We start from the raw sequence: 26524 nt of genomic DNA on the forward strand, positions 1-26524 counted from the left end.
GAACTCGTTCTTCCCGAAAAGTTTGGTAGCTGACGCTTTGAAGACGTTCTAGGAGGTCTTTCTGACGGAGGGCGTCATCAACGAACACGACAAACTCGCCGGAGCGAATAATGTATTCGTTCCAGCTCCTTAATCCTGTCATTCGTCGGTGACGAGTTTTCGTCTTTCTGAAAAATCGTTCATGATCGTTGTTGGTGCGAGGAAGGTGTGGGTGGTCATAGCAGGTAAAGAGCCCTTTCCAAAAGCCCTTTGTGTAGCTCATGAAGTTTTTCACCATAGGCTGGTCAGACTCTTTGGTGTACGTTTGCTCTACCCAGTTCAAGAGCCATTCCATTTGAAACTGTACGGACTCACTGGTTTGGTCGAGTGCGGGGCTCAAGATGTTCGCCACGTGATGTAAAGGTTGTGACCAGCGCTTGATTTCTTCGTAGAGCTCGCGGAATTCATTCAGTTGGCTGAATATTCTGAATACGTTTTGGAGGAGCGAGGGCCCCTTTTTTATCCAGGCAGGTTTGTAAGGATGCCTGAATGACCTCGGCGGTTTCGTAGATCCGAATACCGGGCAAGTCTAATGGAGGATTACCATCTTCCAGGAGTACAGAACGGATGGCTGCCAAGTAATCCCTCACGACTTCGGACTCTTCAGTAGCGCTCTTGTCGAGTTTTCTTTCGATCTCCCGGATTCCCCGCAGACTCTTCTTTATGCCGGTCTTGAGCTTACGATCTAGATCCACAATAGGTTTAGCGATGTCCTTTAAGTAGTGGTACTGGCAGTATTGATACGGGACTTCGGGAAGTAACGATTCCATGGCCAGACGGATGGACTGCTGGCCATCCGAAACAATTCCGATGATGGGGAAGCCGAGATCGATGACCGGTTGGATGAGCTCTTTGAGTTCTTCTGCACTGCTGCTCTTTACGCTTTTAGCAACTAGAATGATGCCGCTGAAGACCTCACGGACAACATACAGCGTCTCGTTTCCTTTTTCGGGTTGCACACCGTCCATGGAGATCATAATTCCGCCATGCGTAGCTACCACTTGCTTCAGTTCTTCCTTCACATGATCCGTGACGCTAGAACGCAGCAACGTTAAATACCTCTCATACAAACGTTGGGAGTTTCGTTCAGATGTGGCAACACCTCGGTCTGTAAGCTCTTCGGTGATCTCGGCAATGGTCATGTGGTGCTTGAAACGAAGTTGACCAACAAGGACGAGAACGTCAAAACCATAAGAGGTATGTTTCATCGCGAGCGAATCTGCTTCTGCGGACTTGTAATAAGTGTTCTGATATTCGCAACTCGCATTGGAACAAGCATAAGCCATGCTCCAAGCCTGAATCACTCCGTGAAGAGTGGAGATGTTCTTCTTCCAAGCTGTATGACTTCTCTTCAGCTTCGCACCGCAATGGAGGCATTGCTCAAATTCTGGTCTGAAGTAAATTTTATCTTTTGGCATGATACGATTTTTCGGTAGTGGCATAGAGAAAGAACCTCCGTCAAAGTGGGTAGCTAATAACTTCGACAGAGGTTTGCGGAAAACCTTGTTAGTTAATTGGTCAGTCGTAGAAAAAAAAGGATGCCAGCTCGTGGCACCCTCCATTGCTTATGTATACCTATAAGTCCGTTTAAGAAATAAACACCTTAATATCCAACTGCCCGATCTGATCCATCATGAGCGGAATCGTCAACGCCTTGGTCGGCGTAAAATCAAGACCGGCCTCGGTAATCAGCTTCGGCGGAGTAATATCGACGCGCACTCCCTGGTTGTACAAAATCGTGCTCGCGTTGCCGCTGATCATATTGCCGAGTTCGGAAATCGCGCTTTGCGACATCTCGTCCATCTGCGTGACCAGATAACCGCCCATCATCGCCGATACGAGCTTCAAGGCGACTTCCTCGTGCAGGCCGAATACGATATCGCCTTCCATCTGCCCGCTCATGCCGATTTGGATCCAAATATGGTTTTCAACGAATTTAACATCCTTAATCCCGAGTTGTCCGGTCGTCGGACGCACGTTAATCAGTTGCTCCAACACGATTCTCGCTGATTCCAAAAACGGATTAATATACTCGGCCTTCATTACACGGAGTCCCCTTTTCGACAAAATTCTCGGATTTTCTCATCCGCCGGCTGCGCTTACAAAACCGTCCCAACGAACGGCGGCTCGTCCCGGAAACAACCTAAAAGGACTTTTTCCCCATTATACTCCAGTTTTTCGGGCCTGTATATAGCTGGAGACAGATCGCTCAAATCCCAAGTCCAGCAAAGGTTTTTGTAGAAAAAACTCGAAAAGTGGCATCCTTCCATTTCGCCGGCAAACCCTAAAATTCCTTAGCCGCTCATTTGTAAAACAAATGGATACTTCGTCCTAAAGGCTTACGTCCGGAGTACCGGTGCGTCGCAGCGAACACTATGACGATAGTCGCAAACGAAAACAGCGTACGGGTTACCCCAATGACGCTTATGCCCGCCAGCAAAATAACCGCGTCGAGGATGAAAATGAATAAAGCAGCGGGTACTCCGGTACGGTCCGATGCGATTTGCCCCAGCAGGTCGGTTCCTCCCGAATTCGTCCGGTACGCCAGCATCGTCCCGACCCCCGCTCCGATCAGCCACCCTCCGAGGACGGCGTGCACCGGCATGCCCAGCCGAAACCAGTTGCTCGCCGGCGAGAACAAATCGATAAAAAACGAGGACACCAGCAGCCCGTGCACACTGCTCATAAATAAAGCACGATCATAAAAAAACACGCCGACAAATACAGGCGCGCTAACAAGAAGAACGGTGATGCCGGGAAGCAGGCCAAAATGGTAGTTTAAAAGAAGCCCGATTCCGATCATCCCCCCGTCGATGAGCCGATACGGTGCCAAAAAGGCATTCACTCCAAACGCCAAAGCGGCGCTGCCAATCAGAACGGCGGCGATTCTAAGCAGCGGCTGCACGCGTGTTCCTCCTTCCTACATCCTGAACATCCTGTCCTCCTCTAATGTATGGGGTTAAGAATTAATTAAGAACTGGGGGCGATCTTTCTTAAGAAATGGGATTTATAATGAGCTTCATGACGGAATTCAGCGTTTTCCGCCAGTTGTGGTATTCTTGTATCGCAAGGACCGGGCCAGCTTTTCGGACTGCTTAAGGAACAAGCCCGTCTGAGGCCGTATACAAGCGCGCCGCGCGCGACGATATGGAATGGGAGTCGATTGGTTATGGCGCAAGAGACGATACTGCTCGTGGACGACGAGCAAGAGATATTGGACCTGCTCGAAATTTATTTGAAAAACGAAGGCTTCGTGCTGGTAAGGGCATCCAACGGGGAAGAAGCGCTGGAGGTGCTGAAGCAGAAGGAAGTCGATCTGATCATCCTGGATATCATGATGCCTCGGATGGACGGCATTCAAGCCTGCATGAAGATTCGCGAAGAGAAACATATGCCGATCATCATGCTGTCCGCCAAAAGCCAGGACATGGACAAAATCATGGGTCTGAGCACCGGGGCCGACGATTATATGACGAAGCCGTTCAACCCGTTGGAGCTCGTAGCCCGGGTCAAATCCCAGCTCCGCCGCTACAAACGGCTTAATGTCGCCGTCCCGAGGCTGGAGGAGGAGATCGAGATCGACGATCTGATCATCAATACGGCTACGCACGAAGTGAAGGTGGAAGGCCGCGAGGTGAAGCTGACCCCCCGCGAATTCGCCATCCTCGAACTGCTCGCCCGCAACCGCGGCATCGTGTTCAGCATCCAGAAAATTTACGAGTCGGTCTGGAACGAGATGTTCTACGAATCCGACAATACCGTCATGGTGCATATCCGTAAAATACGGGAGAAGCTGGAGACGACGCCGCGCCAGCCGAAGTATATCAAGACGGTATGGGGGGTCGGCTACAAAATTGAAAAATAGGTCGCTGTTTAATCCCATACACTGGTTTTCGGTACTGCTCGGCTTTGTCCGCGACATCTACCTGTTCGTCCGGCGGCACTTTGAATCCAGCATCCGGCTGCAGCTTATTCTAACCTTCGTTTTCTGCCTGCTGGCCGCCCTGCTCGTACGCAGCCTGACCGTGCCGCTGTTCGCCAACGCCAACCAGTACCCGGTAATCGACTATACGAACGGCGTTCATGAGATCGACAACCGGGCGCGGTCGATTCTGGACCGGATCGGCCACGAATACGAGGAGGCCCGGCAAGCAGCCAGCCGCAGTGCCGGTTCTTCTGCCGTCCCCCCAGCGGCTGCTCCCGAGAAGAAGGTTACCGCCATCATTAACGACTACAGCCAGTCCTACCCGAACCTGAAAATACTCGTTCTCGACCTGGACGGCCTCGTCCTGTTCAAATCGCCGAGCGCTACCGAAAACCGGGTCGATCTGCACGGGATTATCCGCAATGCGATGGATGTCCGAATCAATGACCGGCGGTACCAGAATCAGGAATATTCCAGCTTTTATCCGATCGATCTGAATGAAAGAAAAGCGTATCTGGTCGTCTCCGGGATGCCCTCCCCCAATATCGTTTATATGAAGGGCGGAAGCAGCCCGATGCCGAACTTGCTGGCGATCGTCGTGTTTATTTTCCTGTTCTTCTGGATCACAAAACATAAAATGAAATACATCGAGGAGCTGGCAAGGGGATTGCGCGAAATCTCTAAAGGCAACCTGAATTACCGGGTCGCAGCGCGAAGCAGGGACGAGCTCGGATCGCTGGCGACCAGCATCAACCTGATGACGGCCGAACTTCAGCTGACTCTCGAGGAGGAACGGAGAGCGGAGCAAACCAAAACCGAGCTGATCACGAACGTCTCGCATGACCTGCGAACGCCTTTAACGCTCATTATGGGGTATCTGCGGCTGTTAAAGGACAAAAATTACGAATCCGAAGCGCAAGCGGACACGTACCTTAACATTGCTTACAGCAAATCGGAAAAGCTGAAAAGCCTGATCGACGACCTGTTCGAATATACGAAGCTGTCCAGCAAGGGCGATACGCTGAAGCTGGATGCCGTCTACATGAACGAGCTGCTGGAGCAGCTGCTGGAGGAGATGGTCAGCTACGCCGAGGACAACGAGCTCAATCTGGTGCGCGCCTTCCCTCCGGAGAAGCTGAAGGTGAACGTAGACGCCGATAAGATGATCCGGGTGTTCGATAATTTGCTCACGAACGCGGTCAAGTACAGCCGCAAGCCCGGCACAGTCAAAGTGCTGCTGTTCCGCGAGGCGGATCACGTTCTGGTGCGGATCAGCAACAACGGGACGCCGCTGCCCCAGGAAGATTTGGACCGTCTGTTCGACCGGTTCTACCGCGTCGACGCTTCGCGGTCGTCGGAGACGGGCGGCTCCGGACTCGGACTGGCTATCGCCAAAAGCATTATCGATTATCACGGCGGCGACATCTGGGCCGAGAGCGAAGGCGACGAGATCCGTTTCTGGGTCAAGCTGAAGCTGGCCGGTTAACTACGGACATCGGAAAAAGAAAAATACAGCAATCTTGGATCGTCCGGCCAAGCCGGAATTTTCAAAGCGGCGGCTCTCCTGCGGGGAGCCGCTGTTTATTTTGTTTCCTGCTTATTGCGGGCGCCGCCGCGGAAATGTTTTCAAGCGGGACTTTTCCTGCCGCCATGTAAAAGGTACAATGGAAAGGACGAAAATTACGGCATTCATCATTATCGGTCCCCGTCGAACAGGAGGAAATTGAAGATGGCAGTACGGAAAATCGAGCATGTCGGCATTATGGTATCCAGTATGGAGAAATCGATCGCATTTTACAGAGACATTGTCGGCTTCGAGCTGCTGGGCACGCTGGATCACGGCAACGGCACGGTAAAGCTGGCTTTTCTAGCAACCCCGGGCGCTAAGGAAACGGAGCTGGAGCTGGTCGAAGGTTACAACGGGAACTTACCGGCCGAAGGCAAGGTGCACCATATCGCCTTTACCGTCGACGATCTTGAGGCGGAGATCAGCCGGATCGAGAAGCTCGGCGTCACCTTTATCGACCCGGACATTACGACGCTTCCGAACGGAGCGCGCTACCGGTTTTTCTACGGTCCGGACGGCGAATGGCTTGAGCTATTTCAGCCGGCGACCTAACGGATCACGATAACGGGAAAGGAAGGTGAGTCGTGAACATTAACCAGTTGGAGACGCTGGTCGCCATATCCAAGACGATGAGCTTCCGGAAAGCGGGCGAGCTGCTGAATTTGACGCAGCCGGCCGTATCGGCGCAGATCAAAAGTCTGGAAGAGGAATTCCGGACGGTTCTGGTCGATCGCAATCAGCCGGTGACGCTCACGGACAGCGGCCTCATCTTTCTCGAACATGCGGAGCGCATCCTGCAGACGGTCGGCGATCTGAGGCAGCGGCTTGAAGATTTGAACCATACGCCGCAAGGCCATATACATCTGGGTACGACCACATCGTTAGCTATGCAAATATTGCCCAGGGTGCTTTCGTACTTTCAGAACCAGTATCCGCTTATTAAAACGACGATCCACTCGATGACCTCCTCGCAAATTATGACCAGCGTCGAGAACGGAACGATCGATATCGGTATCGGGTATTTGTTCGACAAACCGTCATCTCTGGAAACGTCGGTGCTTTATTACGATACGTTCGAACTTGTCGTATCCCCGAGCCATCCGTTGTCGAAGCTCTCCCATACGACGGTGGATGCGCTGAAAGACATTCCGTTTATTATGCTTTCGCCGGAGACGGCGGGCAGGCGGTTTGTCGATCACGTATTCCAGATGTACAAGATCGAGCCCCCTATCGTGATGGAACTGTCAAGCAGCGAGGAAGTGAAACGGATGGTGGAGCTGAACCTCGGCGCCGCTATCATCTCGAAGCTGTCGATCGCCAACGAGCTGCGGCTCGGTACGCTCAAGATGATCCAGGTGAACGAGCTTGAGCTGACCCATCCGATCGCTGTCATGACGAAGGCGGGCAAATATAAAAACTCCGCGATGCACCAGTTTTTGCTGGATTTGAAAGGAATGCCGGAGACGAACTTCGTCGGCTCGGAATAGACGGGTCGCGCCGGAGTGAACGGCAGCTAGTTTGGACACAATGAGACGGAACGTTTCAGCTAATGCTTACGATGCAGTTTTGCTTACGATGCCAGCTTTGCTTACGATGCAGTTTTGCTCACGCAAAACTCAGCTAATGCTTACGATGCCAGCTTTGCTTATGCAAAGCTTTCAGGAGGACGCTATCATGAAATTCGACCTGCATACCCACCATGACCGATGCGGACATGCGGAAGGCGTCATCCGCAGCTATATCGAGGCGGCGATCGCCGAAGGGCTGCAAGTCATTGGCATCTCCGACCACTCTCCCTACTTCGCGGAGGAAGAGGAGCAGCCATGGCCCGGTATCGCGATGGCGAAGAGCGAATTCGCCCGATATGTAACTGAAGTGCTGACGCTAAAGGAAGAATACCGGGATCGGATCGAGGTGCTGCTTGGCGTGGAATCGGACTTTTTCCCCGAGCATACGGACATCTACCGGCAAATCTACGAGCGGTATCCGTTCGACTACATCATCGGCTCCGTGCACCGCTCCGACGGGGTCAGCATCTTCAACAAGAAACGGTGGGAAGGTCTCGCCAAAGACGAGAAAGTCCGGCAAAAGGAGCTGTATTACGATCTGATCCGCCAATCCGCCGAAAGCGGAATGTTTCAAATTCTCGGCCATATCGACGCGATGAAAGGATATTATCCGGAGTTTTCGGCGATCCAAACCGAAGCCGTCGAGAATACGCTGCGCATCATCGGTGAGAACGGCCTTGCCATCGAGATCAACACGTCCGGCAAGACGAAACATTGCGGCGGCTGGTACCCGTCCGACGAAATTCTGGAGCGCGCCCTCTTCAACGGCGTATCCGTCACATTTGGTTCCGACGCCCATATACCTAGCCGGGTCGGTGACGAATTCGAGCTAGTGAAGCAGCGCCTGAAAGAGATAGGCTTCAAGGAATGGGTGTACTTCCGGCAAAAAGGCCCGGTTGCCGTTAAGCTGTAACCGATAATTTATCGGCCCAGGTTAAACTCCCGGCGGGAGTGGTCCGGGCGTACGTGGTCTGGACGCACATGGTCCGGTCACACGACGCTGCAATCCGGGTACATTTTTCTCTTGTTTTATGTTTTTGTTACACAAATGAAATATTTCTGTCACGTTCTCATCATGTAGACGGGTTATAATAAGTAGCAAGACCCCCTTTTTAATATAAACCTTTTGGTAAGGCCCCTGTCCCGTTGACAAGGGGTCCTTTTTTTTGCGATTTGTCGATTGCTCGTAAGATCTGATTTGGATGATATAATTAGTTTCTGAACATAGGCTTTATCCCAAAATAAGAGTCTCCCCTACCCTACATAAGAAATGAGTGAAACCATGAGATTAGCCGTCTTATCCGACGTCCATGGCAATGCGGTTGCCTTCCAGGCGGTTATTGACGATATGAAACGGATGGCCCCGGATGCAGTCGTATTTCTCGGCGATATCGTCATGCGCGGACCCCAACCTTCCGAATGCGTGGAACTGCTGCGTTCCCTCGAACCGCTTGCAACCGTACGCGGCAATTACGATCATATGTTTACCCGGTATCCCAAAAGCCCGGACTGGAAACCTGAAACTTTCAAAGAAAATATGCAATACCGCGCCTTCCAATACGACCGTGCCCGGTTAACGGCCGAGCAGCAGCATTGGATCGCCCATTGGCCGATGGGACAAGCGTTGACCTTGAACGGAATTCAGACGGAGTTGTATCACGCTTCTGCATCCTCTTTCGTTCAGATCACCTATCCATGGGCGACCTTGGAGCAGTTGGACAGTCTGCATCAATACGAAGAGACGAAGCTCGTCCTGACCGCCCATACGCATCATGCATTCGTAAGACAGGCAATGGGGCGCACCGTCGTAAACGGCGGCAGCGTCGGCATCCCGTTCGACCGCGACAACAGAGCGAGCTACGCCGTAATCGACTTGTCCGGCAACGATATCGCCGTTCAACTGCGGAGGATATCGTATGACATCGACAGGGCCATCGCCATCGCCAAAGACCTCTCGATGCCCGACGTCGACTTGTTCGAATACGGACTGCGCCATGCCTTGTACCCTTACTATGAAGGCGCCGTTCCCGGCTCGTCTCCGGGCAGCTCCCCGGACGTGCCGCAGCCTGCGATGCCGGCAGCTCCCTGACCGGTCCCTTCGTCCGGTAAGCGTTGGCTGGAAGCTTTCCCCGCAGCATATCCGCCATTTTGCGGACCCGTTGCCGGGGAAAGCTTTTTTTCGTACAATAAGGCTGTAAACCAGCAATCGTCGCTAACGTCGGCAAGGAGTGCATGGAGTGAAAAAAACGATTTGGATTGGAACGCTGGTTGTGCTGGTGGCGGCACTCTCCTATCTGGGATACCGGTACAAGACGGGCGGCAAAGCCGATCTCGTCATTATCGGAACCGAGCTGGAAGGCATGTATATGGCCAAGCGGGCTCACGAGCTTGGGCTGCGCGTCACGATCCTGGAGCCGACCGCAGGAGTCGGGGGACAATTGCTCCAAGGGGAAATGTTATACTTGGACGAAACGTTTGACGATAAAGGCAATTCGATCGTGCAAGGCTCGATCAAACAGCTGTTTCAAGATTATTACGCCGGGAATATCCGGAAAAAGGCCGACTTCGAGGCGTACTTCAACGGGCTGATCCGCGGGATTCCGCTCACCAAGGACGCCGTGTTGCGCGAAGCCCGCACCGAGAACGGAACGGTCAAGGCGCTTAAGTACGTTACGTCCGGCGGCCGCGAGAAGACGGTAGAGGCCGATTATTTCGTCGATAATACCGACAACGGCGCGCTCGTCGACCTGCTCGGCGCGCAGCGGCTGCCGGGGCTGGAAGCTTTGTACCAGAGCCCCCAGAAGGAATATATGAGCGCCACTTACATGATGAAATTCAAGGGCGTCGACTGGGAGAAATTTTACAGCCAGTTTTGGAAAATGAACAAGGCGGAGCGGATGACGATGTACGGACCGGAGACGTATGTAGACGCCAATATCGCCTACGGCTTCCCGCCGATCGTAGCCCGATACGAACCGAAAAATCCGGACAAGGTGAACTTGCGCGGATTGAATATCCTCAACCAAAAAGACGGAGATATTATCATTAACGCGCTTCAAGTATACGATGTCGACCCCAGCGATCCGCAAACGGTCAAGCGGGCGATGGACTATGCTAAGGAAGAGATGCCGCGTATCCGCGACCATCTGAAGCAGCATATCACCGGCTTTCAAAATATCGAGCTGAACGGCGAGCCCGGTTATTTGTATATTCGCGAATACAACCATTATCCGACTGAATATACACTTGAGGCTTCCGATCTGCTGAGCGGTCAGATGTACTGGGACAATGTCAGCGTCGGAGGTTATTTCATCGATATCCAAGGGTCACGTTCCAACCGGGAAGGATTCGCGATCGGACGGCCGGACAAGTATGGCATCCCGCTTCGCAGCTATCTGCTGAAAGATGCGGACAACGTCATCCTGACCGGCAAGCTGGTCGGAGCGACTCCCGTCGCTTACGGAAGCGCCCGGATTCAGCCGAACGGCGCGCTGGCAGCGGAGAGTATCGGCATCCTGCTCGCCCGGCTCGAAGGGACGGACATCGGCCTGAAGGCAGTAACGCAGAACATCATGGCCTCTTTCCAACAGGAGATGAAGGACACCTACGGGATCGAACTCCAGCCCGGCCGCGGCAACAGCAAAATTACCGGGTTGTCCGAATCGGACATCGCCGAGCTGAACAAAGGCCATATTACGCTGCTAGGCAATAACCAGGCCCGTACGCTGCCGTTCATCACCGTTTATTTCAACAACAACGAGATTAAATTTACCGCCCACAAACCCGTCATCGTCGACGGCAAGACGTGGACGCCCGTCGAAGAGCTGATGCACGCCTTCGGCGCCCGGCAGATCCGGATCGATCTGGACAAAAACGAGATTCAATACAAGCTGGCAACCGACCCGGAACGGCTGAGGACGATCGCCGCGCCGATTCATATTTTGAACAACCGCATTCTCGTCAACTTGCGGGAGATCAGCGATCTGTTCGGCTACAAGACGTATTGGGACAATCTGAACCGGATCATTACGATCTACAGCGACGAATTGGCTCCTCTGGCGCCGCCAGCCTAACGCGCGTTTCATGATAAAAGCTCTACCGGAAGCCTCTCGGTCCCCGAGTCGGCTTCTTTCTTTTTTTGTCGTATGTTATTTCACTCCGGCCATCGTATATTCGTCCCCATTGGGTCCCGCCCCGTAGGAAGCTTCGTTCCATTTGCCTTACTCGTACTTGTATACAACCTCTCCGCCAGCCGAATAACCGATCATATCCACACCCGGCACGGTGCCGTAATACTCATCCAGGACCAGATACCAGATCCGGTATCCAAGCCCTGTGTCCAGCAGCTCGGCATCGGCATCCGTCCCCCAGCCTTGTCTCTGCTTGATATGCAGCTTGGCGATGTTCTCCTGATTGACGATTCCCCAGTACATATGGTAGCCGCTGCCCGCTTGATTCATTTTATCCAGATTGGTCCATCCGTAAGTGACCGGAGCCTCTGTCAAGCGCTGTACCTCCGAACCGTTCATCCAAGTCCAGCTGCCCTTCTTTTTACGCACCAAACCTGCTCCGACATGAACATCCTTAACGGGTTCCTTCTTCTGGTAGAAGATCAGCACGGCGTCTTGAAGCTCGATTTGTTTCAATATTCCTTTAGTTTGAATCCCCGCTCCGGCCATCGCTTCCTCCGGCGACCGAAACCCCGGATCGCCTGTGCAGCCCGATAGTACGACGGCCGTCAATACGATGCAAATGATAATAATATGTTTCATACGTTCCCCCTTCTGATACAAAGACCGGCAGGAGCGATCTTCATTACCTAACACTGGTATATATTCCCACATGATTATTTTCATTATAATCGATTCCTACTTATAAATCCTCACCTCTTTTCCAGACTGCTTCCCTCCCTGCATAAAACCGGCAAAAAGCCCCCTGCTCCACAGCAAGGGGCCGAACCGGTTACGAGTCGCTGCACGAAGGGGACTTCTCCTCCTGACGGACGATACGCTGTTTTTTCGTGTTCACGGTTAATTGAAAGACGTCGGGGCGGCTGTAATGGCCGACGACATCGAAGTCATACCGGCTTTGCGTGACCAGAGAAAGGTCGAGCGTTGCATACAATAGGCCTTCCTCGTTGTATAAAGGTTCCACGATATATTCCCCGAGCGGGCCGACGATCGTACTGCCGCCTCTGCTCAACACGTCGGGGGCGTCCCGAATGTCGTCATAGCAGGCCAGATCGGCGGGATACGAAGCTTTGGTCGCATATTGGTTGCTGGAAACGACGAAGCACCGGCCTTCGCACGCGATGTGGCGCAAGGTCGCTTGCCACGTATCCCGGGCGTCCGCCGTCGGGGTGATGAAAATATCGATGCCTTGGGCGTACAACGCCGTCCGGGCGAGCGGCATATAATTTTCCCAACAGATCAGCCCTCCAATCCGGCCGTAAGGGGTGTCGATCACCGTCAGCGTGCTGCCGTCCCCTTGTCCCCATAACAGACGCTCGGAGCCTGTCGGCACCAGCTTGCGGTGTTTGCCCTGAACGTTGCCGTCCGGCCCGATGTAGAGGATCGAGTTGTACAACGTTCCGCCGCTATACTCCCGATCCCGCTCCACGACGCCGATTATCAAATAAACGCCCAGCTCTTCGGCCAGCTCGCCGAGAAGATCCGTCTCCTCCCCCGGCACTTCGATCGCGCTGCTCCAGTATCGCTGCCAGTCCTGCCTGCCGCTGGCCTCCCGGCTGCCGACCCGCGTCCCGAAATATAATCCTCTCGGATACCCCGATAGAAATACTTCGGGAAATACGATAAGGTTCGCTCCTTGCGCCGCCGCTTCCTTCGACTTGCTTATGATTTGATCCATGGCGGATTTCTTGTCAAAAAGGACGGGAGCGGCTTGGACTACAGCAACACGGGCGGCGATACGTTCCTTCATTCCATCATCCCCTTGAGCTCCGGATAGGCTTCCGGCTCCGTATTCAATTCCTATCTATTTACTATGATATACGACAGAGCCTAAAAACGAACCATCCAAACCGGCGGGAATCGTACCATCCGCTTCATCCGAAACAGACCCTCCATGTTCAACAGATTGATAGAGATTTTGTCAGGTTTATTATAAAAAAACGGGGCGCAAATGGTATGATAAAAATCACCATATAGTTTCATTCTAAACTTAAGCCCAGGAGGTGCAGACCATGTGGACACCGGATCGTTCGAACGGCCAGCCGATCTACCAGCAAATTGCCGACGATCTCGAACGGAGAATCTCTTACGGGGAATTTCCGCCTGGCAGCCTCCTTCCTTCGGAACGGAAATTGGCGGAGCAATTGGGAGTGAACCGCAGCACCGTCATATTGGCTTACGCCGAGCTCCGGTCGCTTGGCATTATCGAGAGCCGGTCTGGAAGCGGAACGAGAGTAAGCAAATATAAATGGGGAGCGACTCCCAAACATACGCCGAACTGGAGCCGGTATGCCGAAGGCGGGAGCTTTTTGCCCAATGTGCCTTTTCTGCGCCGGATCCGGGAAGCGCTGGGACATAACCCGTCCCTGATCGACTTCGCCAGCGGCGAGCTTGAAGGGGACTTGTCGCCTGTAGAGGAGATCAATTCGCTGTTGAGCGGAAATCACTTTAATTCTTACCTGGGTTACGACAACCCGCATGGCTATACCCCGCTGAGGCAATCGTTAGTATCGTATCTGCACAAATACAGACAGATCCAAACGACGGAATCTTCCATCCTCGTCACTTCGGGCTCCCAGCAGTCTTTGTACCTGATCACCCAGTGCCTGCTGTCTCCCGGCGATGCCGTTGCGATCGAAGACCCTTCCTACTGTTATTCGCTCCCGATGTTCCAGTCGGCCGGCCTCCGGTTGTTCCGTCTGCCAGTCGATTCCAAAGGAATCAAGCCGGAGGACATTCGGGCGCTGTACAAAAAACACCGGATCAAAATGGTGTTTCTTAACCCCAATTTTCAAAACCCGACCGGCGCGGTTCTCGACCCCGAACGCCGTGCGCGGTTGCTGGATCTCGTAAGCGAGCTAGGCCTTCCGATCGTCGAGGATGATCCTTTCAGCCTGACCGCCTACGAGCAAACGCCTCCCCCGCCGATCAAGTCGATCGATACGCTTGGCTCTGTGCTGTATATCGGATCGTTCTCGAAAATGGCGGCGTCCGGCTTGCGCGTCGGCTGGCTGGTCGCGCCTCATTCCGTTGTCGAGCGGCTGGCCGATGCCAGACAGCAGATGGATTTCGGGCTCAGCGTCGTCCCGCAGAAGCTTGCTTCGCAATTTTTAAACTCGGACTATTTTGCGCCTCATCTGGAGCGGCTGCGTTTGCGGCTTCTGTATAAGCGGGATTTGCTGATCGAAGCGATTCGCGCAGAACTGGGAGATCTGGTGAAGTTTACGGTTCCGCGGGGAGGCTTGCATCTCTGGTGCAAAGTGAAGCCGGAGGTCAATGACGGCAAGCTGCTGGAGGAAGCGATCCGCCGGGGCGTCATCTTCGTGCCGGGCAGCGTCTACGGCTCGGATTCCGGTTATGTGCGGTTTACGTATGCGAGAGCAGGAGAACAGCAAATAGGACCGGGGATTATGAAGTTTGCCGCAGCGCTTCGGGCGGTTCTCGGATAAGGGCTGAAGGTGGTAGGAGGAAGCTTCAGCCCGCGATCTTCATTGCAAACAGGTTAGCATCGGCTTCCCCAATGCTAACCTGTTTGTCTTTTTACACGGCAACCGTATTATACATCATAATCCACATCGACCCGGCCACGATCACGAGCAGAATGACCAGACCGAGAAGCAGCGTGATCAGATTGTAACGCGGCTTCCTCTCTTCCCGCAAATGCATGAAGAACAACAGCTGCACAATAAATTGCAGGATCGCAGCCGCCATCAGCGTGAGCGCGTTTGCCGTCCCCTCCAGCCAGCCGTTCAGCACGATTGCAATCGGAATAACGGTCAAAAGGAGCGAGAACAGGAAACCGAGCGTGTACGACCGGAACGAACCGTGTGACTCCGATTCCGCATGATCCGCATGTGTGGCCTGATTCGTCTGCGCCATCTTAGCTCACCCCCATTAAATACACGACCGTAAAAACGAAAATCCAGACCACATCCAGAAAGTGCCAAAACAAGCTGATGATATTCACTTTACGCTTCGTCACCGGCGTAATGCCGCGCCTCGAGATTTGGAGCATAACCCCGGCCATCCAGACGATTCCGATCGTTACGTGAATGCCGTGCGTCCCCACCAGCGTATAAAAAGCCGATAAGAAAGCGCTCGTCCCCATCGTCGCGCCTTCACTCACCATATGAGCGAATTCGCCGATCTCAAGCCCCAGAAACGCGATGCCGAGCAAGGCCGTGACGCCGAGCCAGCCAAGCAGCGCCCGCTTGTTTCCTTTGTTCATCGCAAGCAGCGCCAGACCGCACGTATAGCTGCTGGTCAGCAGGATGAACGTGCTGACGATGACGTCTCCGATCCGGAATAAATCGGCGGGACCCGGACCTCCGTTCGTATTGCCCTGAAGGACGATGTATGTGGCGAAAAACGTTCCGAACAAGATAACGTCTGTCATCAGATAAATCCAAAATCCGAACGTGCGCATTCCTTCCAGATCCAGATGATGCTCGTGAGCCTCCCCCGGCAATCCGGCAGATTGGACGGTATCCATACCTTTACCCACCTGCTTGTCCCCTCCTTGCATGAGCTTCCGTGCGCTCGATTTCGTCGACCTGGATGTAATAATCGGTATTGTAGTTAAACGAATGAGCGATCATACACAGCGCAACGCCGGCCAAACCTGCAACGACAAACCAGGTCCAGTCGAATACGAACCCGAATCCGGCGACGAACCAGCAGAGCGACATCACAAAGGGGGTCCCCGAGTTGCGCGGCATATGGATCGGCTCCAGCTTCGGCGAATCGTGCCGAACCGGTTCTCCCCGTTCGCGGCTCTGCTTCTTCTCCCACCAGTCGTCCTGCTCGGACACTTGCGGGAGCACGGCGAAGTTATAATGGGGTGCCGGCGATGGGATCGACCATTCCAGCGTCCGTCCGTTCCACGGATCTCCCGTCGTATCCAGATTCGCTTTGTACCGTTTGGCGCTATGCATGATCTGCCATACCTGAAACAGGAAAGCGATCCCCATCAAGCCTGCGCCGATCGTGGAGACGAGGTTCATCTCCCACCAGCCCTTGTCCCATCCGTAGGAGGCGACCCGGCGCGTCATGCCCATCAGCCCGACGACATATTGCGGCATAAAGCACAGGTAGAAGCCGATATTCCAAAACCAGAACGCCCATTTGCCGATCCGCTCGTTCAGCTTAAAGCCGAACATCTTCGGCCACCAGTAATACAAGCCGGCAAAATAGCCGAATACGACTCCGCCGATAATGACCTGATGGAAATGAGCGATCAGGAAATAGCTGTTGTGGAACTGAAAATCCGCCGGCGCTACCGACAAGAGCACGCCCGTCATCCCGCCGATCACAAAACAAGGAATAAAACCGACGGTCCACAGCATCGGCGTTTCGAACGTAATTTTGCCGCGGAACATCGTAAACAGCCAGTTGAACACTTTCACGCCGGTCGGAATCGCAATCAGCATCGTGGTTAGAGCGAAGAAGGCGTTGACGTCCGCTCCCGAACCCATCGTGAAGAAGTGATGCGCCCATACGAGAAACGACAGGACGCTGATGATCATCATCGCGTACACCATCGATTTGTAGCCGAACAGCTTTTTCTTCGAAAACGTGGCTACGATCTCCGAGAAAATCCCGAAGGCGGGCAGGACGATAATATACACTTCCGGATGTCCCCACATCCAGATGAGATTGATATACATCATCGGATTGCCGCCGCCGTCCAGCGTGAAGAAGTGCGCCCCGGCATACCGGTCGAGGAACAGCAGCGCCAGCGTGCCGGTCAGGATCGGGAAAGAAAAAATGATCGCGATACAGCTCGACAATACCGACCAGGAAAACATCGGCATCTTCATCAGCTTCATGCCGGGCGTGCGCATTTTCAGGATCGTCACGATAAAGTTGATCCCGGTCATCAGGCTGCCGATCCCGGAAATCTGGATGCCCCAAATGTAGAAGTCTTGCCCGACGCCCGGAGTAAACATCTTCTCCGAATAAGGCGGATAGGCAAGCCAGCCCGCATCCGGCGGCCCGCCGATGACGAAGGACAGATTAAACAGCATCGCCCCCCAGAAAAAAAGCCAGAAGCTCAGCGCGTTCAGAAACGGATAGGCGACGTCTCTCGCCCCGATCTGCAGCGGCACGATGACGTTAAACAAGCCGAACATAAACGGCATGGCCATAAACAAAATCATAATGACGCCATGCGTCGTAAAGATCTGGTTGTAATGCTCCGGCGTCAGGAAGCTCATCTCCGGAGCGGCCAGCTGCGCCCGCATCAGGAGCGCATCCACCCCTCCGCGGAACAGCATCAGGAATGCGGACAAAATGTACATGATGCCGATTTTTTTATGATCGACCGTCGTGAGCCATTCGCGCCACAGCCAGCCCCATTTTTTGTAATACGTTAAGACGAATACGATGGCTGCTACCGTTAGTACGATGCTGACATCCGCACCGTATATTAACGGATCGCCGGTAACGAAGAAATCCGCGGCAAAGCTCTTCACTTTCTCCCACATAGCAACTATCACTCCTTACATAGACTCCGCACGGGATTTGTCGTTCACCCACGACCGAATCTTTTCTATTGATGATGGCCTTTCGACCGATGCTCCTCCGCCGGCTGCTGCTCTTTCGCGGACAAGCCGTGATGGTGCGACGAGGCGTACTTGGTGACCGTCATCTCGAACAATCCTTCCGGAAACGAAGAAAACGTCTTGGCCTCCGATGCGGCCGGCTTCACGAGCTGCTCATAGCCATCCATCGTAAGAGCAGGCGAGGTTGCTTTCACCTGGCTCACCCAATTGTCAAATTCCTCCTGCGTGGTCGCTTCTACGTCAAAATACATTTTGGCAAAATCTTTGCCGGTGAAATTGGCGCCCGATCCCCAGTAGGTCCCCCGCTCGTCGGCTTGCAGGTGGAGCTTCATCGCCATCCCGGACATTGCATACATTTGTCCGCCGAGCTGCGGAATCCAGAATGAGTTCATTGGGGAATCGGCCGTGATCTCGAAACGGACCGGCACATCCTCCGGAATTTTCAACTCATTGATCGTCGCGATGCCCTGCTCCGGATATTGGAACAGCCATTTCCAGTCGAGCGAGGTCACTTGGACGACCATCGTTTCCCGATCCGACGCCAACGGCTTGGACGGCTCCAGGGCATACGTAGCCTTCGCCGTCACAATTCCCAGCGTTAGAATGATCGCGATCGGAATGCTCCACCACGTAACCTCGAGCTTGGTGCTGTGCTCCCAGTTCGGCGTATACTTCGCCGCTCTCCCCTTCTTGTCGCGGTACCGCCAAATAATGACCGCCGTCATGATCAGAACGGGAACGATCACGATGCTGCACAGAATCGTCGAGAAAACCATCAGATCCCGCTGCTGAGCGGCGATCGGTCCTTTCGGGTTCAGCACGATGATGTTTTCGGTGCAGCCGGTGGCCGCGAGCAACAGCAGCGCGAACATCATGAAGGCGCCTGCGCTACGAATCGCTTTGGGTAGTTTCAATGTTTTCAACTCCTGTCGACTTTGAATCCTATCTCACTTTAGCCCGGGATTGTGATTCCCGTCACCAGCCGCTGAAAGCGTCCCCGTACCGGCCAAGTTCAACGAATCGAAACAAATGATCCAAAACATGGGATGATCCAAAAACCGGCAAACGAGTCCGACAGACTATCGATCATTCGTGCACACCCGTTGCAGCACCGGCGGCCGATGCTTCGCTTGCTCTGTCTCCTCATTTCTTCTATACTTTTTCTAAAAAATAAGCCCGGTTTCATTCAAGGAGATTCCATAACGAAAGAGGGGACACCACCGTGTTGACTGCAATATTCATTTTCGTGATCGCGGGGCTTGCCGAGATTGGCGGGGGTTATCTGGTTTGGCTTTGGCTGCGGGAGTCCAGGTCGTACTGGTATGGCGTGGCCGGAAGCCTGATCCTTATCCTGTACGGCATCATTCCGACGCTGCAAAGCTTTCCGTCGTTCGGGAGGGTATACGCGGCTTATGGCGGTGTGTTTGTCGTTCTCGCCGTCTTGTGGGGATGGTTTGTCGATAAAAAAACGCCCGATATGTACGACTGGATCGGGGCTGCGGTTTGTGTCGCCGGGGTATCCATCATGCTGTGGGCGCCTAGAGGCTGACTTCGAGCTGCAGCCGATCTCTGGTAACGCCAAAAACACCCTTTTCCCGCATCGGGGTTCCGCGAAGGCCCCATATGCACCGGAAAAGGGTGATCTTGTTCGGTTTTATATGCTCGTGCGCGTCGGCCCGCCCGCTTCAAGGCGATGTTTTCCAGCACCCGCCATTCCCGTTCTTTTTGCACCGTCCATTTTCACAGATCCGCAACGATTGACGGGAGGGAGCGGTCCAGACAGGCTTCACTTCTTTTTTATCCGTTCCGCCCCGCAAATACAATCTCCCGGACGACTGGCTCCGAATGAGCGTACGCTTCCGCGATCCCGACCTGTTCGATGTGACGTCTATCGATGGTTCTCTGGATGATTTCGGTGCGGAACGTGTGCTCGAACGGATTGGGAGTCAGCTCAATTTCCGTATCGCTTATCCACCCGGCCGTCAGACGGGTGTCCCCCTTGGGACTAAACCGCTCGGAATCGCTAAAGCCCGCTTTATACCACGGATGTTCCTTTTCTTTGGCCACCCCCGGCTCGTTCATGCATACGTACAAGGAGATGCGGTCGCATAATTGAAGCAGTTGGAGCTGCATCAAGAGCTCCTCCCGATTCATTAGTCCAAGCCCGGCACTAATCCGCCGCTGCCTTTCGAGTTCGTGCCGCGTGAAGTCGATACAAGCCTCTACCGCGCTGTCCTGGAATACGCTGAAGGAACAATAGTGCATGCTGCACAGCAGAGCGGCATACGGATTCATGCTCTCTACCTGGTCCAGTCCGAACGTATAGTGAGTGAGCTTCGGCAGCAGCGGATAATCCGTGAAGGAAAACGGAAGCGAGACGCGATCGTTCCATACGGGCGTCTCATCCAGCCGCACCCAGCCGATATCGTGCTGATACACGGCAACCAGCGCATCCTCCAGATAAGGATCGCCTTCCAAAAAAGGGCCGAATGCTCTGGCGATGTCTCCCGACAACCGGGCATGATCGTGCTGCGTGGTCATTACGAGCTGGTGTTCTGTGCAACGTACGATCATCTTGTTCACTTCCTGTTCGCTATCGTCTATTTTTTAACCTGCTTGGCCGTCTCCGCCCGGATCAGCCCGTTCATGGCCGTGTCGATCTGCTGCAATACCGGCTTCGGATCGGGAGCCGTCACCAGCTCCGGGACGGCGCTGTACAGGACTGGCAGCGCCAGCACTTCGTACGGGCTGATCACTCCGATTTGCGGCAGTTTGTTTTTAAAGAAAGCTTGAACGTTTTTGCCTTTTAGCGCCGGTACGTCCGAAGCGTAAGCTTTCATGATTGCGGGATCGCTTAAAACCGTTCCGAACCCTCTGGCGGACATCATTAACTGCGCCTCCGGAGAGACGAGATACGTGATCAGCTCGAACGCTTTATCCTTCTGCTTGGACCCGGCGGTAATCATCGCGTTTAACGTACGGGTGCCGGGACCGACGCCCGGTTTGTCCGGCAAGGTCGGGTAGGTGACGATATCGATACTGCCCTTCATGCCGGACAAGGCGGACGGATCGATGCCGAGCGCCATCGCCACTTTCCCGCTGGCCAGAAAATCGTCCGGCTTGCGCAGCGACTTCGTCTCCGGCCGGTTGCCGGGAATATCGTAAATGCTGCGGAGCAGGCTCACCATGCCCTGCCATCGATCCGTCGAGACGGAAGCTTGATTCGTAGCCGGATCAACCGCATTCAGGGAAAACTGGTCGATCAGGCTGACCAGGCCGAATTCGCTCATCATCGGGTCGAGTCCCCGGTAAGTGATCCCGTCGACCGAGCGCGTCGCCGATTCGGCCAATTTCAAAATTTGCTCCCAGCTCATGCCGTCCGTCGGATACGGGACGTTCAGCTTATCGAACACGTCTTTGTTATAGTATAGGGCGTATAAATACCGGGTTACAGGCAGCGCGTACATTTGATTTTTGTCCCCGTACGCCCGGATATGGTCGATCAGCCCCGGCTCGAACCGGTCGAGCGGAAGATTCGATTTTTTGATATACGGGCTCAAGTCCAGCTGAATCCGGTCCAGGAGATACGGAGGGATGGATATGCGCTCGACATCAAGCAGCAGATCGGGCATGCCGCCGCCGCTCACCCATTGCTCCATCGCCTTCGGATCGATCGAGACGGCTTTGATCGGAATGTCCGGAAATTTCGTTTCCAGCATTTTGACGATGCCGGCATCCGGCTTGCCCAGCATTCCGAGCACCAAGGGCTCCGCGGCAGCCGGAGCGGCGGTCTGAGGCTTCGTCTCCGCAGGTTCGGCTGCTTTGCTGCAAGCGGCGGCCGGCAAAGCGACTGCGAGCGCTGCCAACATTACTTTTCCTATTGTGCGGTTCATTTTGCTCCCCTCCCTGATTTCAAATCCACTGAAATATTGGTTTTCGTCGTGCCTTCCACACACGGCCCAGATGCAGTTATCCAAATAGTAGCAATCACCCTTCAAGATGTAAATACATGTTTTTATGTTAATTTATGCATGTACGGACATTCGAAATCCCCTGCAACAATCAAAAGTAAAGCCTCCCGGCAAATGAAGGGAGGCTGCTCTCGCTTGATAGATAGAACGGGCTGCTAGGCGGAGACGAACAGTTGTCCCGCGTCTACCCCATACGGTGATCGTAGGCGTCTTGGGCGACCGTTTGCAGCAGCACATAAAACGGGTTGTCCTGCGGAATTTTCCATTGATGCATATAAATCAGCATCTGGTTGATGACCGTGTCGAATTCGATGACCGTATTATCCATTCCTTTGGCTACAAGCGCCTCGGCCTTCTCCTTCTCTTCCCTCGTAATTTTCTTACTTTGGAAAAACGAGGAGACGTACTTCAACACGCCGCTGCTGCCGCCTTTGCGCGGATATTCGAGCTTCATTTGCAGCAGGTCGGCCTGCTCCTTGTCAAATCCGCCCACATCCATAGCGGCAATCAATGCATCCAAGTCCCGGTGGCGCTTCTCCACCAAGGCCATAACGTCATCGTCGCTCGTCCCGGGGTCAAATGCAAAGAAAAGCGCGGTATTGCCGAATTGCTCGGAGATCGAGACATGCGTCAATTCGTGCGCGAGCGACCCGAGCCTTTCCGCCGACCCTCCCGGCGCATTCAAGTTATGATTGACGACATACTTCTCCGCAATGCCCGATTGTTTCTCTTTCTCGTTCGTGAACCGGGCCCCCGGCAGCATCGCGTTCATATGAATCTCGTCCAGATTGCCGAGTATTTCCTGAAGCGCCTTCCTCGTAATTTCCGGGGTGTCGCCGTCGTTCATAATTTCTGCGAGCTGATCGAGTTCATGCTGCAGCACTTTCTCGGTTTCGCCGGGCGTACTCCGCAGCTCCTGCAAACTATCGAACAAAATTTGATTGATATCGTATTTATCCAATCTGGGCACGATATCTTTGACGAGGAGCCAAGCGTCGTGGGCTTCATACAGCTTCAAAAACTTGTCGGCCCCTTTCAAATTATCCGCCTCGGTCAAGATGTCCATAACGACAAGCTCTTTACGGGCGTTCTCCAACAGATCCGTTACGCCGGGAACCCGGCCCGGATGGGCTTTCGGATGAGCGAGATACGTATCGCACTCTTGAATAATCGCGCCCAGTCCGGCGCTCCGATTCGCATATTCCCGCTCGCCGAGCGCATTATAGGCGGCAAGCGCCTGGTCGACCTGTTTAATTTTGCTCCGTCTCATGAACGTGACGGCCGTGCTTTTCTTAAAGCTGCTTACATCCGGCATCCGCTGTACGACGGCCCTGCCGGTCCCGCTTCGAGCCTCCGTATCCGTATCCGGGCTCATCGTCTTCGCCACCATCCGCTGCACGGCGCGATTGCCGACCGTCCGATGGGCATTATGCAGCGCAGCAGTCCCGGAGCGGTGAAACAGGTTCATCGCCGCCGTCCCCGTCTGACCGGATCTTGCAATATCGGCTGCTCCTCTCCCGGCCGCCGCCTCCCGCCTTGTACTTTGCTTCATATATAAATTCCCCCTGGGATAAATTCCAACATGTCCTCATTATACCAACTTTCCATAGGCGCGGATATGACTTGTCTGGGAAAAAATGATATTTATCCCTTCGAGTATTACGCAGCTTGCGAGTATGACGGTGCAAGAAAATCGTTCAGACCGAGTCGCTTGCCTTCTCCCCCTAACGTCTCCCGATCCGGAAATCGTCCGGAACTACGCCACTTGCGCTTGCACGCAAAAAGACGCCGTTCCCGCATCTTAAACGGGTAAAGCGGCGTCTCATTAACGATTGGAAACGGTCTGCCGGCACTACTGGAACTGGAAGTTCCGCCCTCGGATCAAACGAGCCGGCGACGTCCGCTCATCCCCCGAAGCGGATCAGCGTTCCCATCGTTTCCGACGGGGCTTGCTTGGCGCGTTCGTAAGCCTCCTCCAGCTGTTCGAGCTTGTAGACGCCGGTTACGAGCGGCTTCAAATTCATCCGGCCCGAAGCGAGCAGCCGCGCAAACTCATCCAGGTTGCGCTGCAGCGTCCAGCGGATATAGCCGTACGGATAGTCGCGGCCTTCCTGCTCGTACTCTTTATCATAACGTCCCGGCCCGCCGGCACGGGAAATCGTGATTTGCGCTTCCTTCGCAAACAGCTTGTTGCGGGTAAATTCCGTATTCGTATCGCCGACGATTACGATTTTGCCTTTGTCGCGAATCCAATCCAAAGCCTGGTCGATCAGCCGGTGCTCCTTCGTATTGGCGCAAATGAGCACGCAATCGGCCCCGTGGCCGCGGGTAGCTTCACGGACCCGCTCCTGCACCTGCTCCGGCGAACGGCATACGTTTTGCAGACCGGCTTGCTCAAGCATCTGACAACGCGTCTCCATCAAATCCATCGCAATGACGCGGTATGCCGCCGCATGAGCGATTTGCGCAGCAAGTTGGCCGACGATGCCGAGCCCGAGCACGACGACCGTTTCTCCGAAACGCAGATCAGCTTGCCGGAGACCTTGCAGCGCGATCGTGGCGATTCCTGCAAAGGCCGCCTCCTGCGGATCTACATGGTCCGGAATCGGAGCGACGTGGTTGCGGCCGGCCAGAAAATAATCGGCATGCGTATGCGCTCCGTAACATACGATCCGGTCTCCCGCCTTCACATGATCGACGTCCTTGCCCGCTTCCCTGACGATCCCTGTCGCGCTGTATCCGAGAAAAGCGGTGCCCCCGTTGCGCAGCACCATCAGCTCGGTACCTGTGCTCACCGCAGAATAGGATGTTTCCACCAGCACCGACGTATCTGTAACAGCCGGCACCGGTATGTCGGTAATCTCCAATAACCCTCCAACGCTTCTTGCCGCTCTCATGGTCGCTCTCCTCCGCTATGGCGGCGTCTCGCCTTGCTGCGACACGCCTGTAGTTTCATATATAAACCTTAAACCTTAATTCATTTTATAATTCATAAGTTGGCAAAGTCAACGGATTTTTCGCATAAACTAGTTCATATATATCACTTTTTTGTCGATTCTAATGCATAACATTAAATACAAGTTATTTATTTAAAGTTCTAGTTGATAACATTAACTAAATAAACTAAGATATCCATTAGGACATCTAACGGGAGAGATTGGTTATGACGAAACGAATAAGCCGCAAATCGTTTGCGGCCCGGCTGGAACGCCTTACGGACGAGCTGCGCAGACGGATTATGGACGGCACTTACGCCGAAGGCGACTTTCTGCCCTCGGAAAGCTCGCTTGCCAAGCAGTTTGAGCTGAGCAACAATTCGGTGCGCAAAGGGCTGGACACGCTGGCCGCCGAAGGGCTGATCGTCAAGCTGGACAAAGTGGGAAGCAGAGTAACCGCCCCGGCCGTCAGGCCGAAAACGACGATTACGATCATCTGCATGCCTTCCATCGAACGGGATCTCGAATTTTCCCGGCTGCTGGAAGACTTCCACAAGCTGCATCCCTCCATTCACGTCAAGCCCGTAGCCTGGAGCATGCTGGATTCTTCGCTGCGTTCTTCGCCGCTCGATACGATTCGCACTTACCTCGAGGACGGAACGGCCGATCTGATTACGATCAATCACAACCATTTCATCCAAATAATCGAGAACGGCTGCGCCGATTTGTTGGAACCGCTCGATTACGCGGAGGGCACGTATCGGTTTCTGACCGACGCTTTCTCCGCAGACGGGAAGCTGTATGCCCAACCGGTCGTCTTCTCCCCCGTCGTGCTTTGCTACAACAAAGACCATTTCGCCGAGGCGGGATTGCCCGAGCCGGATTCCGGCTGGACGTGGGAGCGTCTGATTGACGCCGCCGAGAAACTGACCGTTCCGGGTAGCCGTCACGGCTTTCACTTTTACCAAGTATCGGAAAACCGCTGGCCGCTATTCCTGCTGCAGGGCGGGAAACGCAGGGGGAGCCCGGACGAGCCGGACTGGGAGCGGATGATGGACGGTATCGATTTGTGCGGGGCGATCATTCAGAACCGCCATGCCTTTCCCCCCTATTTATCCGAAAGCGAACCCGAAGCGAGCCAGCTGTTTATTTCCGGCAAAATCTCGATGCAGCTCGCTACGTATAACAGTTTGAACGATATGAAGCATTCTGCGGTCCGGTACGACATCGCTCCTCTCCCTTATATAGACGCGCCTGCGACGCTTCTTATCGCGATCGGCCTGATGGCGAGCCGGCGCTCCAAAGCCAAAGAGGCGGTCAAGCTGTTCGTCGACTACACCGCTTCCGTCAAAGCCCAGCAGTGGATACGCAGCCGTACGCTGACGGTCCCCGCATGCAAGCCGGTCGCCGAAGCGCCGCCGCAGGAGGATACGGGGCTGAACCGCCCGCAACATGACCAGATCTTTCGCGAGATTATGCCGTCCTACCGGTGGCATACGGATCTCGGCGTGCCGATCCGCCTGCTCGGCGCTTTGCACCATCCGCTCAAGCTGTACTGGTCGGAGATGATTGACCGGCAGACGCTTCTGTCCGAGCTTCGCCGGCTGCGTCCGGCGTCCGGCCAAGACGAAGAGGCGAAGGCCGATCGGCCTCTCGCCTGACTATCTAACTGTAACCAATTGGAATCGTTCCTTACCAAGCTCCGGCCAAATTTGCACATTTCAAGCCCGATCCCGCAAAGACTTCGTCTCCGCAGCCCCCTATT

The 26524-nt window shown here is 54.2% G+C and carries 24 protein-coding genes; 10 read left to right on the top strand and 14 right to left on the bottom strand.

Going from position 1 to position 26524, the window contains the following annotated elements:
• The 4 genes from PV433_RS07915 to PV433_RS07930 form a co-directional block, all read right to left on the bottom strand.
• A partial coding sequence (locus PV433_RS07915; RefSeq protein ID WP_442951491.1) for an IS66 family transposase occupies positions 1-334 on the bottom strand: 334 nt, incomplete at its 3' end.
• A 109-nt stretch (positions 335-443) separates the two neighbouring features.
• Positions 444-1481, bottom strand: coding sequence for a transposase (locus PV433_RS07920; protein ID WP_332071650.1), 1038 nt, complete (start codon positions 1479-1481; stop codon positions 444-446).
• A 145-nt stretch (positions 1482-1626) separates the two neighbouring features.
• The gene (locus PV433_RS07925; protein WP_190929027.1) at positions 1627-2082 is read right to left on the bottom strand and encodes a chemotaxis protein CheX; all 456 of its coding nucleotides are present in this window, start codon (positions 2080-2082) and stop codon (positions 1627-1629) included.
• A gap of 259 nt (positions 2083-2341) precedes the next feature.
• On the bottom strand, positions 2342-2944 hold the full coding sequence (locus PV433_RS07930; protein ID WP_332071651.1) for a YitT family protein: 603 nt from the start codon (positions 2942-2944) through the stop codon (positions 2342-2344).
• 264 nt (positions 2945-3208) lie between these two features.
• Here PV433_RS07930 and PV433_RS07935 point away from each other — a divergent pair, with 264 nt between their 5' ends.
• From PV433_RS07935 to PV433_RS07965, 7 genes are all read left to right on the top strand, one after another.
• Positions 3209-3904 carry a response regulator transcription factor gene (locus tag PV433_RS07935; RefSeq protein WP_332071652.1) on the top strand — a complete coding sequence of 232 codons (696 nt, stop codon included), beginning with the start codon at positions 3209-3211 and terminating at the stop codon, positions 3902-3904.
• Entirely contained in the window at positions 3894-5450 is a 1557-nt protein-coding gene (locus PV433_RS07940; RefSeq protein ID WP_332071653.1) for a sensor histidine kinase, read from the top strand. Before PV433_RS07935 ends, PV433_RS07940 begins: the two co-directional genes overlap by 11 nt.
• A 243-nt stretch (positions 5451-5693) precedes the next feature.
• Positions 5694-6083, top strand: coding sequence for a VOC family protein (locus PV433_RS07945; RefSeq protein WP_190929023.1), 390 nt, complete (start codon positions 5694-5696; stop codon positions 6081-6083).
• A gap of 32 nt (positions 6084-6115) precedes the next feature.
• Positions 6116-7018 carry a LysR family transcriptional regulator gene (locus tag PV433_RS07950; RefSeq protein WP_332071654.1) on the top strand — a complete coding sequence of 301 codons (903 nt, stop codon included), beginning with the start codon at positions 6116-6118 and terminating at the stop codon, positions 7016-7018.
• 187 nt (positions 7019-7205) lie between these two features.
• Positions 7206-8012, top strand: a complete 807-nt coding sequence (locus tag PV433_RS07955; RefSeq protein WP_332071655.1) for a histidinol-phosphatase — start codon at positions 7206-7208, stop codon at positions 8010-8012.
• Between the two features lie 369 nt (positions 8013-8381).
• Positions 8382-9188, top strand: coding sequence for a metallophosphoesterase family protein (locus tag PV433_RS07960; protein WP_332071656.1), 807 nt, complete (start codon positions 8382-8384; stop codon positions 9186-9188).
• 148 nt (positions 9189-9336) lie between these two features.
• Positions 9337-11172, top strand: coding sequence for an FAD-dependent oxidoreductase (locus PV433_RS07965; protein WP_332071657.1), 1836 nt, complete (start codon positions 9337-9339; stop codon positions 11170-11172).
• 147 nt (positions 11173-11319) lie between these two features.
• On the opposite strand, the gene PV433_RS07970 is transcribed toward PV433_RS07965, so the two are convergent.
• Positions 11320-11871, bottom strand: a complete 552-nt coding sequence (locus tag PV433_RS07970) for a hypothetical protein (RefSeq protein WP_332071658.1) — start codon at positions 11869-11871, stop codon at positions 11320-11322.
• Positions 11872-12061: 190 nt separating this feature from the next.
• Entirely contained in the window at positions 12062-13039 is a 978-nt protein-coding gene (locus tag PV433_RS07975; RefSeq protein WP_332071659.1) for a carbon-nitrogen hydrolase family protein, read from the bottom strand.
• Positions 13040-13301: 262 nt separating this feature from the next.
• Here PV433_RS07975 and pdxR point away from each other — a divergent pair, with 262 nt between their 5' ends.
• Positions 13302-14738, top strand: coding sequence for a MocR-like pyridoxine biosynthesis transcription factor PdxR (gene pdxR, locus PV433_RS07980; protein WP_332071660.1), 1437 nt, complete (start codon positions 13302-13304; stop codon positions 14736-14738).
• 91 nt (positions 14739-14829) lie between these two features.
• On the opposite strand, the gene cyoD is transcribed toward pdxR, so the two are convergent.
• The 4 genes from cyoD to cyoA form a co-directional block, all read right to left on the bottom strand.
• On the bottom strand, positions 14830-15168 hold the full coding sequence (cyoD, locus tag PV433_RS07985; protein WP_332071661.1) for a cytochrome o ubiquinol oxidase subunit IV: 339 nt from the start codon (positions 15166-15168) through the stop codon (positions 14830-14832).
• Position 15169: 1 nt separating this feature from the next.
• A complete protein-coding gene (gene cyoC / locus PV433_RS07990) occupies positions 15170-15781 on the bottom strand; it encodes a cytochrome o ubiquinol oxidase subunit III (protein ID WP_332071762.1) in 612 nt (203 codons plus the stop codon).
• A gap of 4 nt (positions 15782-15785) precedes the next feature.
• A complete protein-coding gene (locus PV433_RS07995; RefSeq protein ID WP_332071662.1) occupies positions 15786-17774 on the bottom strand; it encodes a cbb3-type cytochrome c oxidase subunit I in 1989 nt (662 codons plus the stop codon).
• Between the two features lie 65 nt (positions 17775-17839).
• Positions 17840-18766, bottom strand: a complete 927-nt coding sequence (gene cyoA / locus PV433_RS08000) for a ubiquinol oxidase subunit II (protein ID WP_442951489.1) — start codon at positions 18764-18766, stop codon at positions 17840-17842.
• A gap of 308 nt (positions 18767-19074) precedes the next feature.
• Between cyoA and PV433_RS08005 the strand changes: the two genes are divergently transcribed.
• A complete protein-coding gene (locus PV433_RS08005) occupies positions 19075-19401 on the top strand; it encodes a YnfA family protein (RefSeq protein WP_332071663.1) in 327 nt (108 codons plus the stop codon).
• 248 nt (positions 19402-19649) lie between these two features.
• Here the strand turns inward: PV433_RS08005 and PV433_RS08010 are convergent, their stop codons facing one another.
• From PV433_RS08010 to PV433_RS08025, 4 genes are all read right to left on the bottom strand, one after another.
• The gene (locus PV433_RS08010; protein WP_332071664.1) at positions 19650-20426 is read right to left on the bottom strand and encodes a DUF3891 family protein; all 777 of its coding nucleotides are present in this window, start codon (positions 20424-20426) and stop codon (positions 19650-19652) included.
• A gap of 26 nt (positions 20427-20452) precedes the next feature.
• Positions 20453-21745, bottom strand: a complete 1293-nt coding sequence (locus PV433_RS08015) for an ABC transporter substrate-binding protein (protein WP_332071665.1) — start codon at positions 21743-21745, stop codon at positions 20453-20455.
• Between the two features lie 262 nt (positions 21746-22007).
• Positions 22008-23375, bottom strand: coding sequence for a hypothetical protein (locus PV433_RS08020; RefSeq protein ID WP_332071666.1), 1368 nt, complete (start codon positions 23373-23375; stop codon positions 22008-22010).
• 352 nt (positions 23376-23727) lie between these two features.
• Positions 23728-24720, bottom strand: a complete 993-nt coding sequence (locus PV433_RS08025) for a zinc-dependent alcohol dehydrogenase (RefSeq protein ID WP_332071667.1) — start codon at positions 24718-24720, stop codon at positions 23728-23730.
• 266 nt (positions 24721-24986) lie between these two features.
• On the opposite strand from PV433_RS08025, the gene PV433_RS08030 reads away from it, so the two are divergent.
• Positions 24987-26420, top strand: a complete 1434-nt coding sequence (locus PV433_RS08030) for an extracellular solute-binding protein (RefSeq protein WP_332071668.1) — start codon at positions 24987-24989, stop codon at positions 26418-26420.
• The last annotated feature ends 104 nt before the right edge of the window (positions 26421-26524 follow it).

Origin of the sequence: Paenibacillus sp. GYB004, assembly GCF_036577605.1 — a bacterium.
Classification (GTDB): domain Bacteria; phylum Bacillota; class Bacilli; order Paenibacillales; family NBRC-103111; genus Paenibacillus_AB; species Paenibacillus_AB oceani.

Excerpts from the sequence above, each read along its gene's own strand:
- PV433_RS07975 (WP_332071659.1), bottom strand. The coding sequence starts at position 13,039 with ATGAAGGAACGTATCGCCGCCCGTGTTGCTGTAGTCCAAGCCGCTCCC.
- cyoC (WP_332071762.1), bottom strand. The coding sequence starts at position 15,781 with ATGGATACCGTCCAATCTGCCGGATTGCCGGGGGAGGCTCACGAGCAT.
- PV433_RS07920 (WP_332071650.1), bottom strand. The coding sequence starts at position 1,481 with ATGCCACTACCGAAAAATCGTATCATGCCAAAAGATAAAATTTACTTC.
- PV433_RS07970 (WP_332071658.1), bottom strand. The coding sequence starts at position 11,871 with ATGAAACATATTATTATCATTTGCATCGTATTGACGGCCGTCGTACTA.
- PV433_RS08030 (WP_332071668.1), top strand. The coding sequence starts at position 24,987 with ATGACGAAACGAATAAGCCGCAAATCGTTTGCGGCCCGGCTGGAACGC.
- PV433_RS07960 (WP_332071656.1), top strand. The coding sequence starts at position 8,382 with ATGAGATTAGCCGTCTTATCCGACGTCCATGGCAATGCGGTTGCCTTC.
- cyoD (WP_332071661.1), bottom strand. The coding sequence starts at position 15,168 with ATGGCGCAGACGAATCAGGCCACACATGCGGATCATGCGGAATCGGAG.
- PV433_RS07935 (WP_332071652.1), top strand. The coding sequence starts at position 3,209 with ATGGCGCAAGAGACGATACTGCTCGTGGACGACGAGCAAGAGATATTG.
- pdxR (WP_332071660.1), top strand. The coding sequence starts at position 13,302 with ATGTGGACACCGGATCGTTCGAACGGCCAGCCGATCTACCAGCAAATT.
- PV433_RS08025 (WP_332071667.1), bottom strand. The coding sequence starts at position 24,720 with ATGAGAGCGGCAAGAAGCGTTGGAGGGTTATTGGAGATTACCGACATA.
- PV433_RS07925 (WP_190929027.1), bottom strand. The coding sequence starts at position 2,082 with ATGAAGGCCGAGTATATTAATCCGTTTTTGGAATCAGCGAGAATCGTG.
- PV433_RS08015 (WP_332071665.1), bottom strand. The coding sequence starts at position 21,745 with ATGAACCGCACAATAGGAAAAGTAATGTTGGCAGCGCTCGCAGTCGCT.
- PV433_RS07945 (WP_190929023.1), top strand. The coding sequence starts at position 5,694 with ATGGCAGTACGGAAAATCGAGCATGTCGGCATTATGGTATCCAGTATG.
- PV433_RS08010 (WP_332071664.1), bottom strand. The coding sequence starts at position 20,426 with ATGATCGTACGTTGCACAGAACACCAGCTCGTAATGACCACGCAGCAC.
- PV433_RS08020 (WP_332071666.1), bottom strand. The coding sequence starts at position 23,375 with ATGAAGCAAAGTACAAGGCGGGAGGCGGCGGCCGGGAGAGGAGCAGCC.
- PV433_RS07955 (WP_332071655.1), top strand. The coding sequence starts at position 7,206 with ATGAAATTCGACCTGCATACCCACCATGACCGATGCGGACATGCGGAA.
- PV433_RS07995 (WP_332071662.1), bottom strand. The coding sequence starts at position 17,774 with ATGTGGGAGAAAGTGAAGAGCTTTGCCGCGGATTTCTTCGTTACCGGC.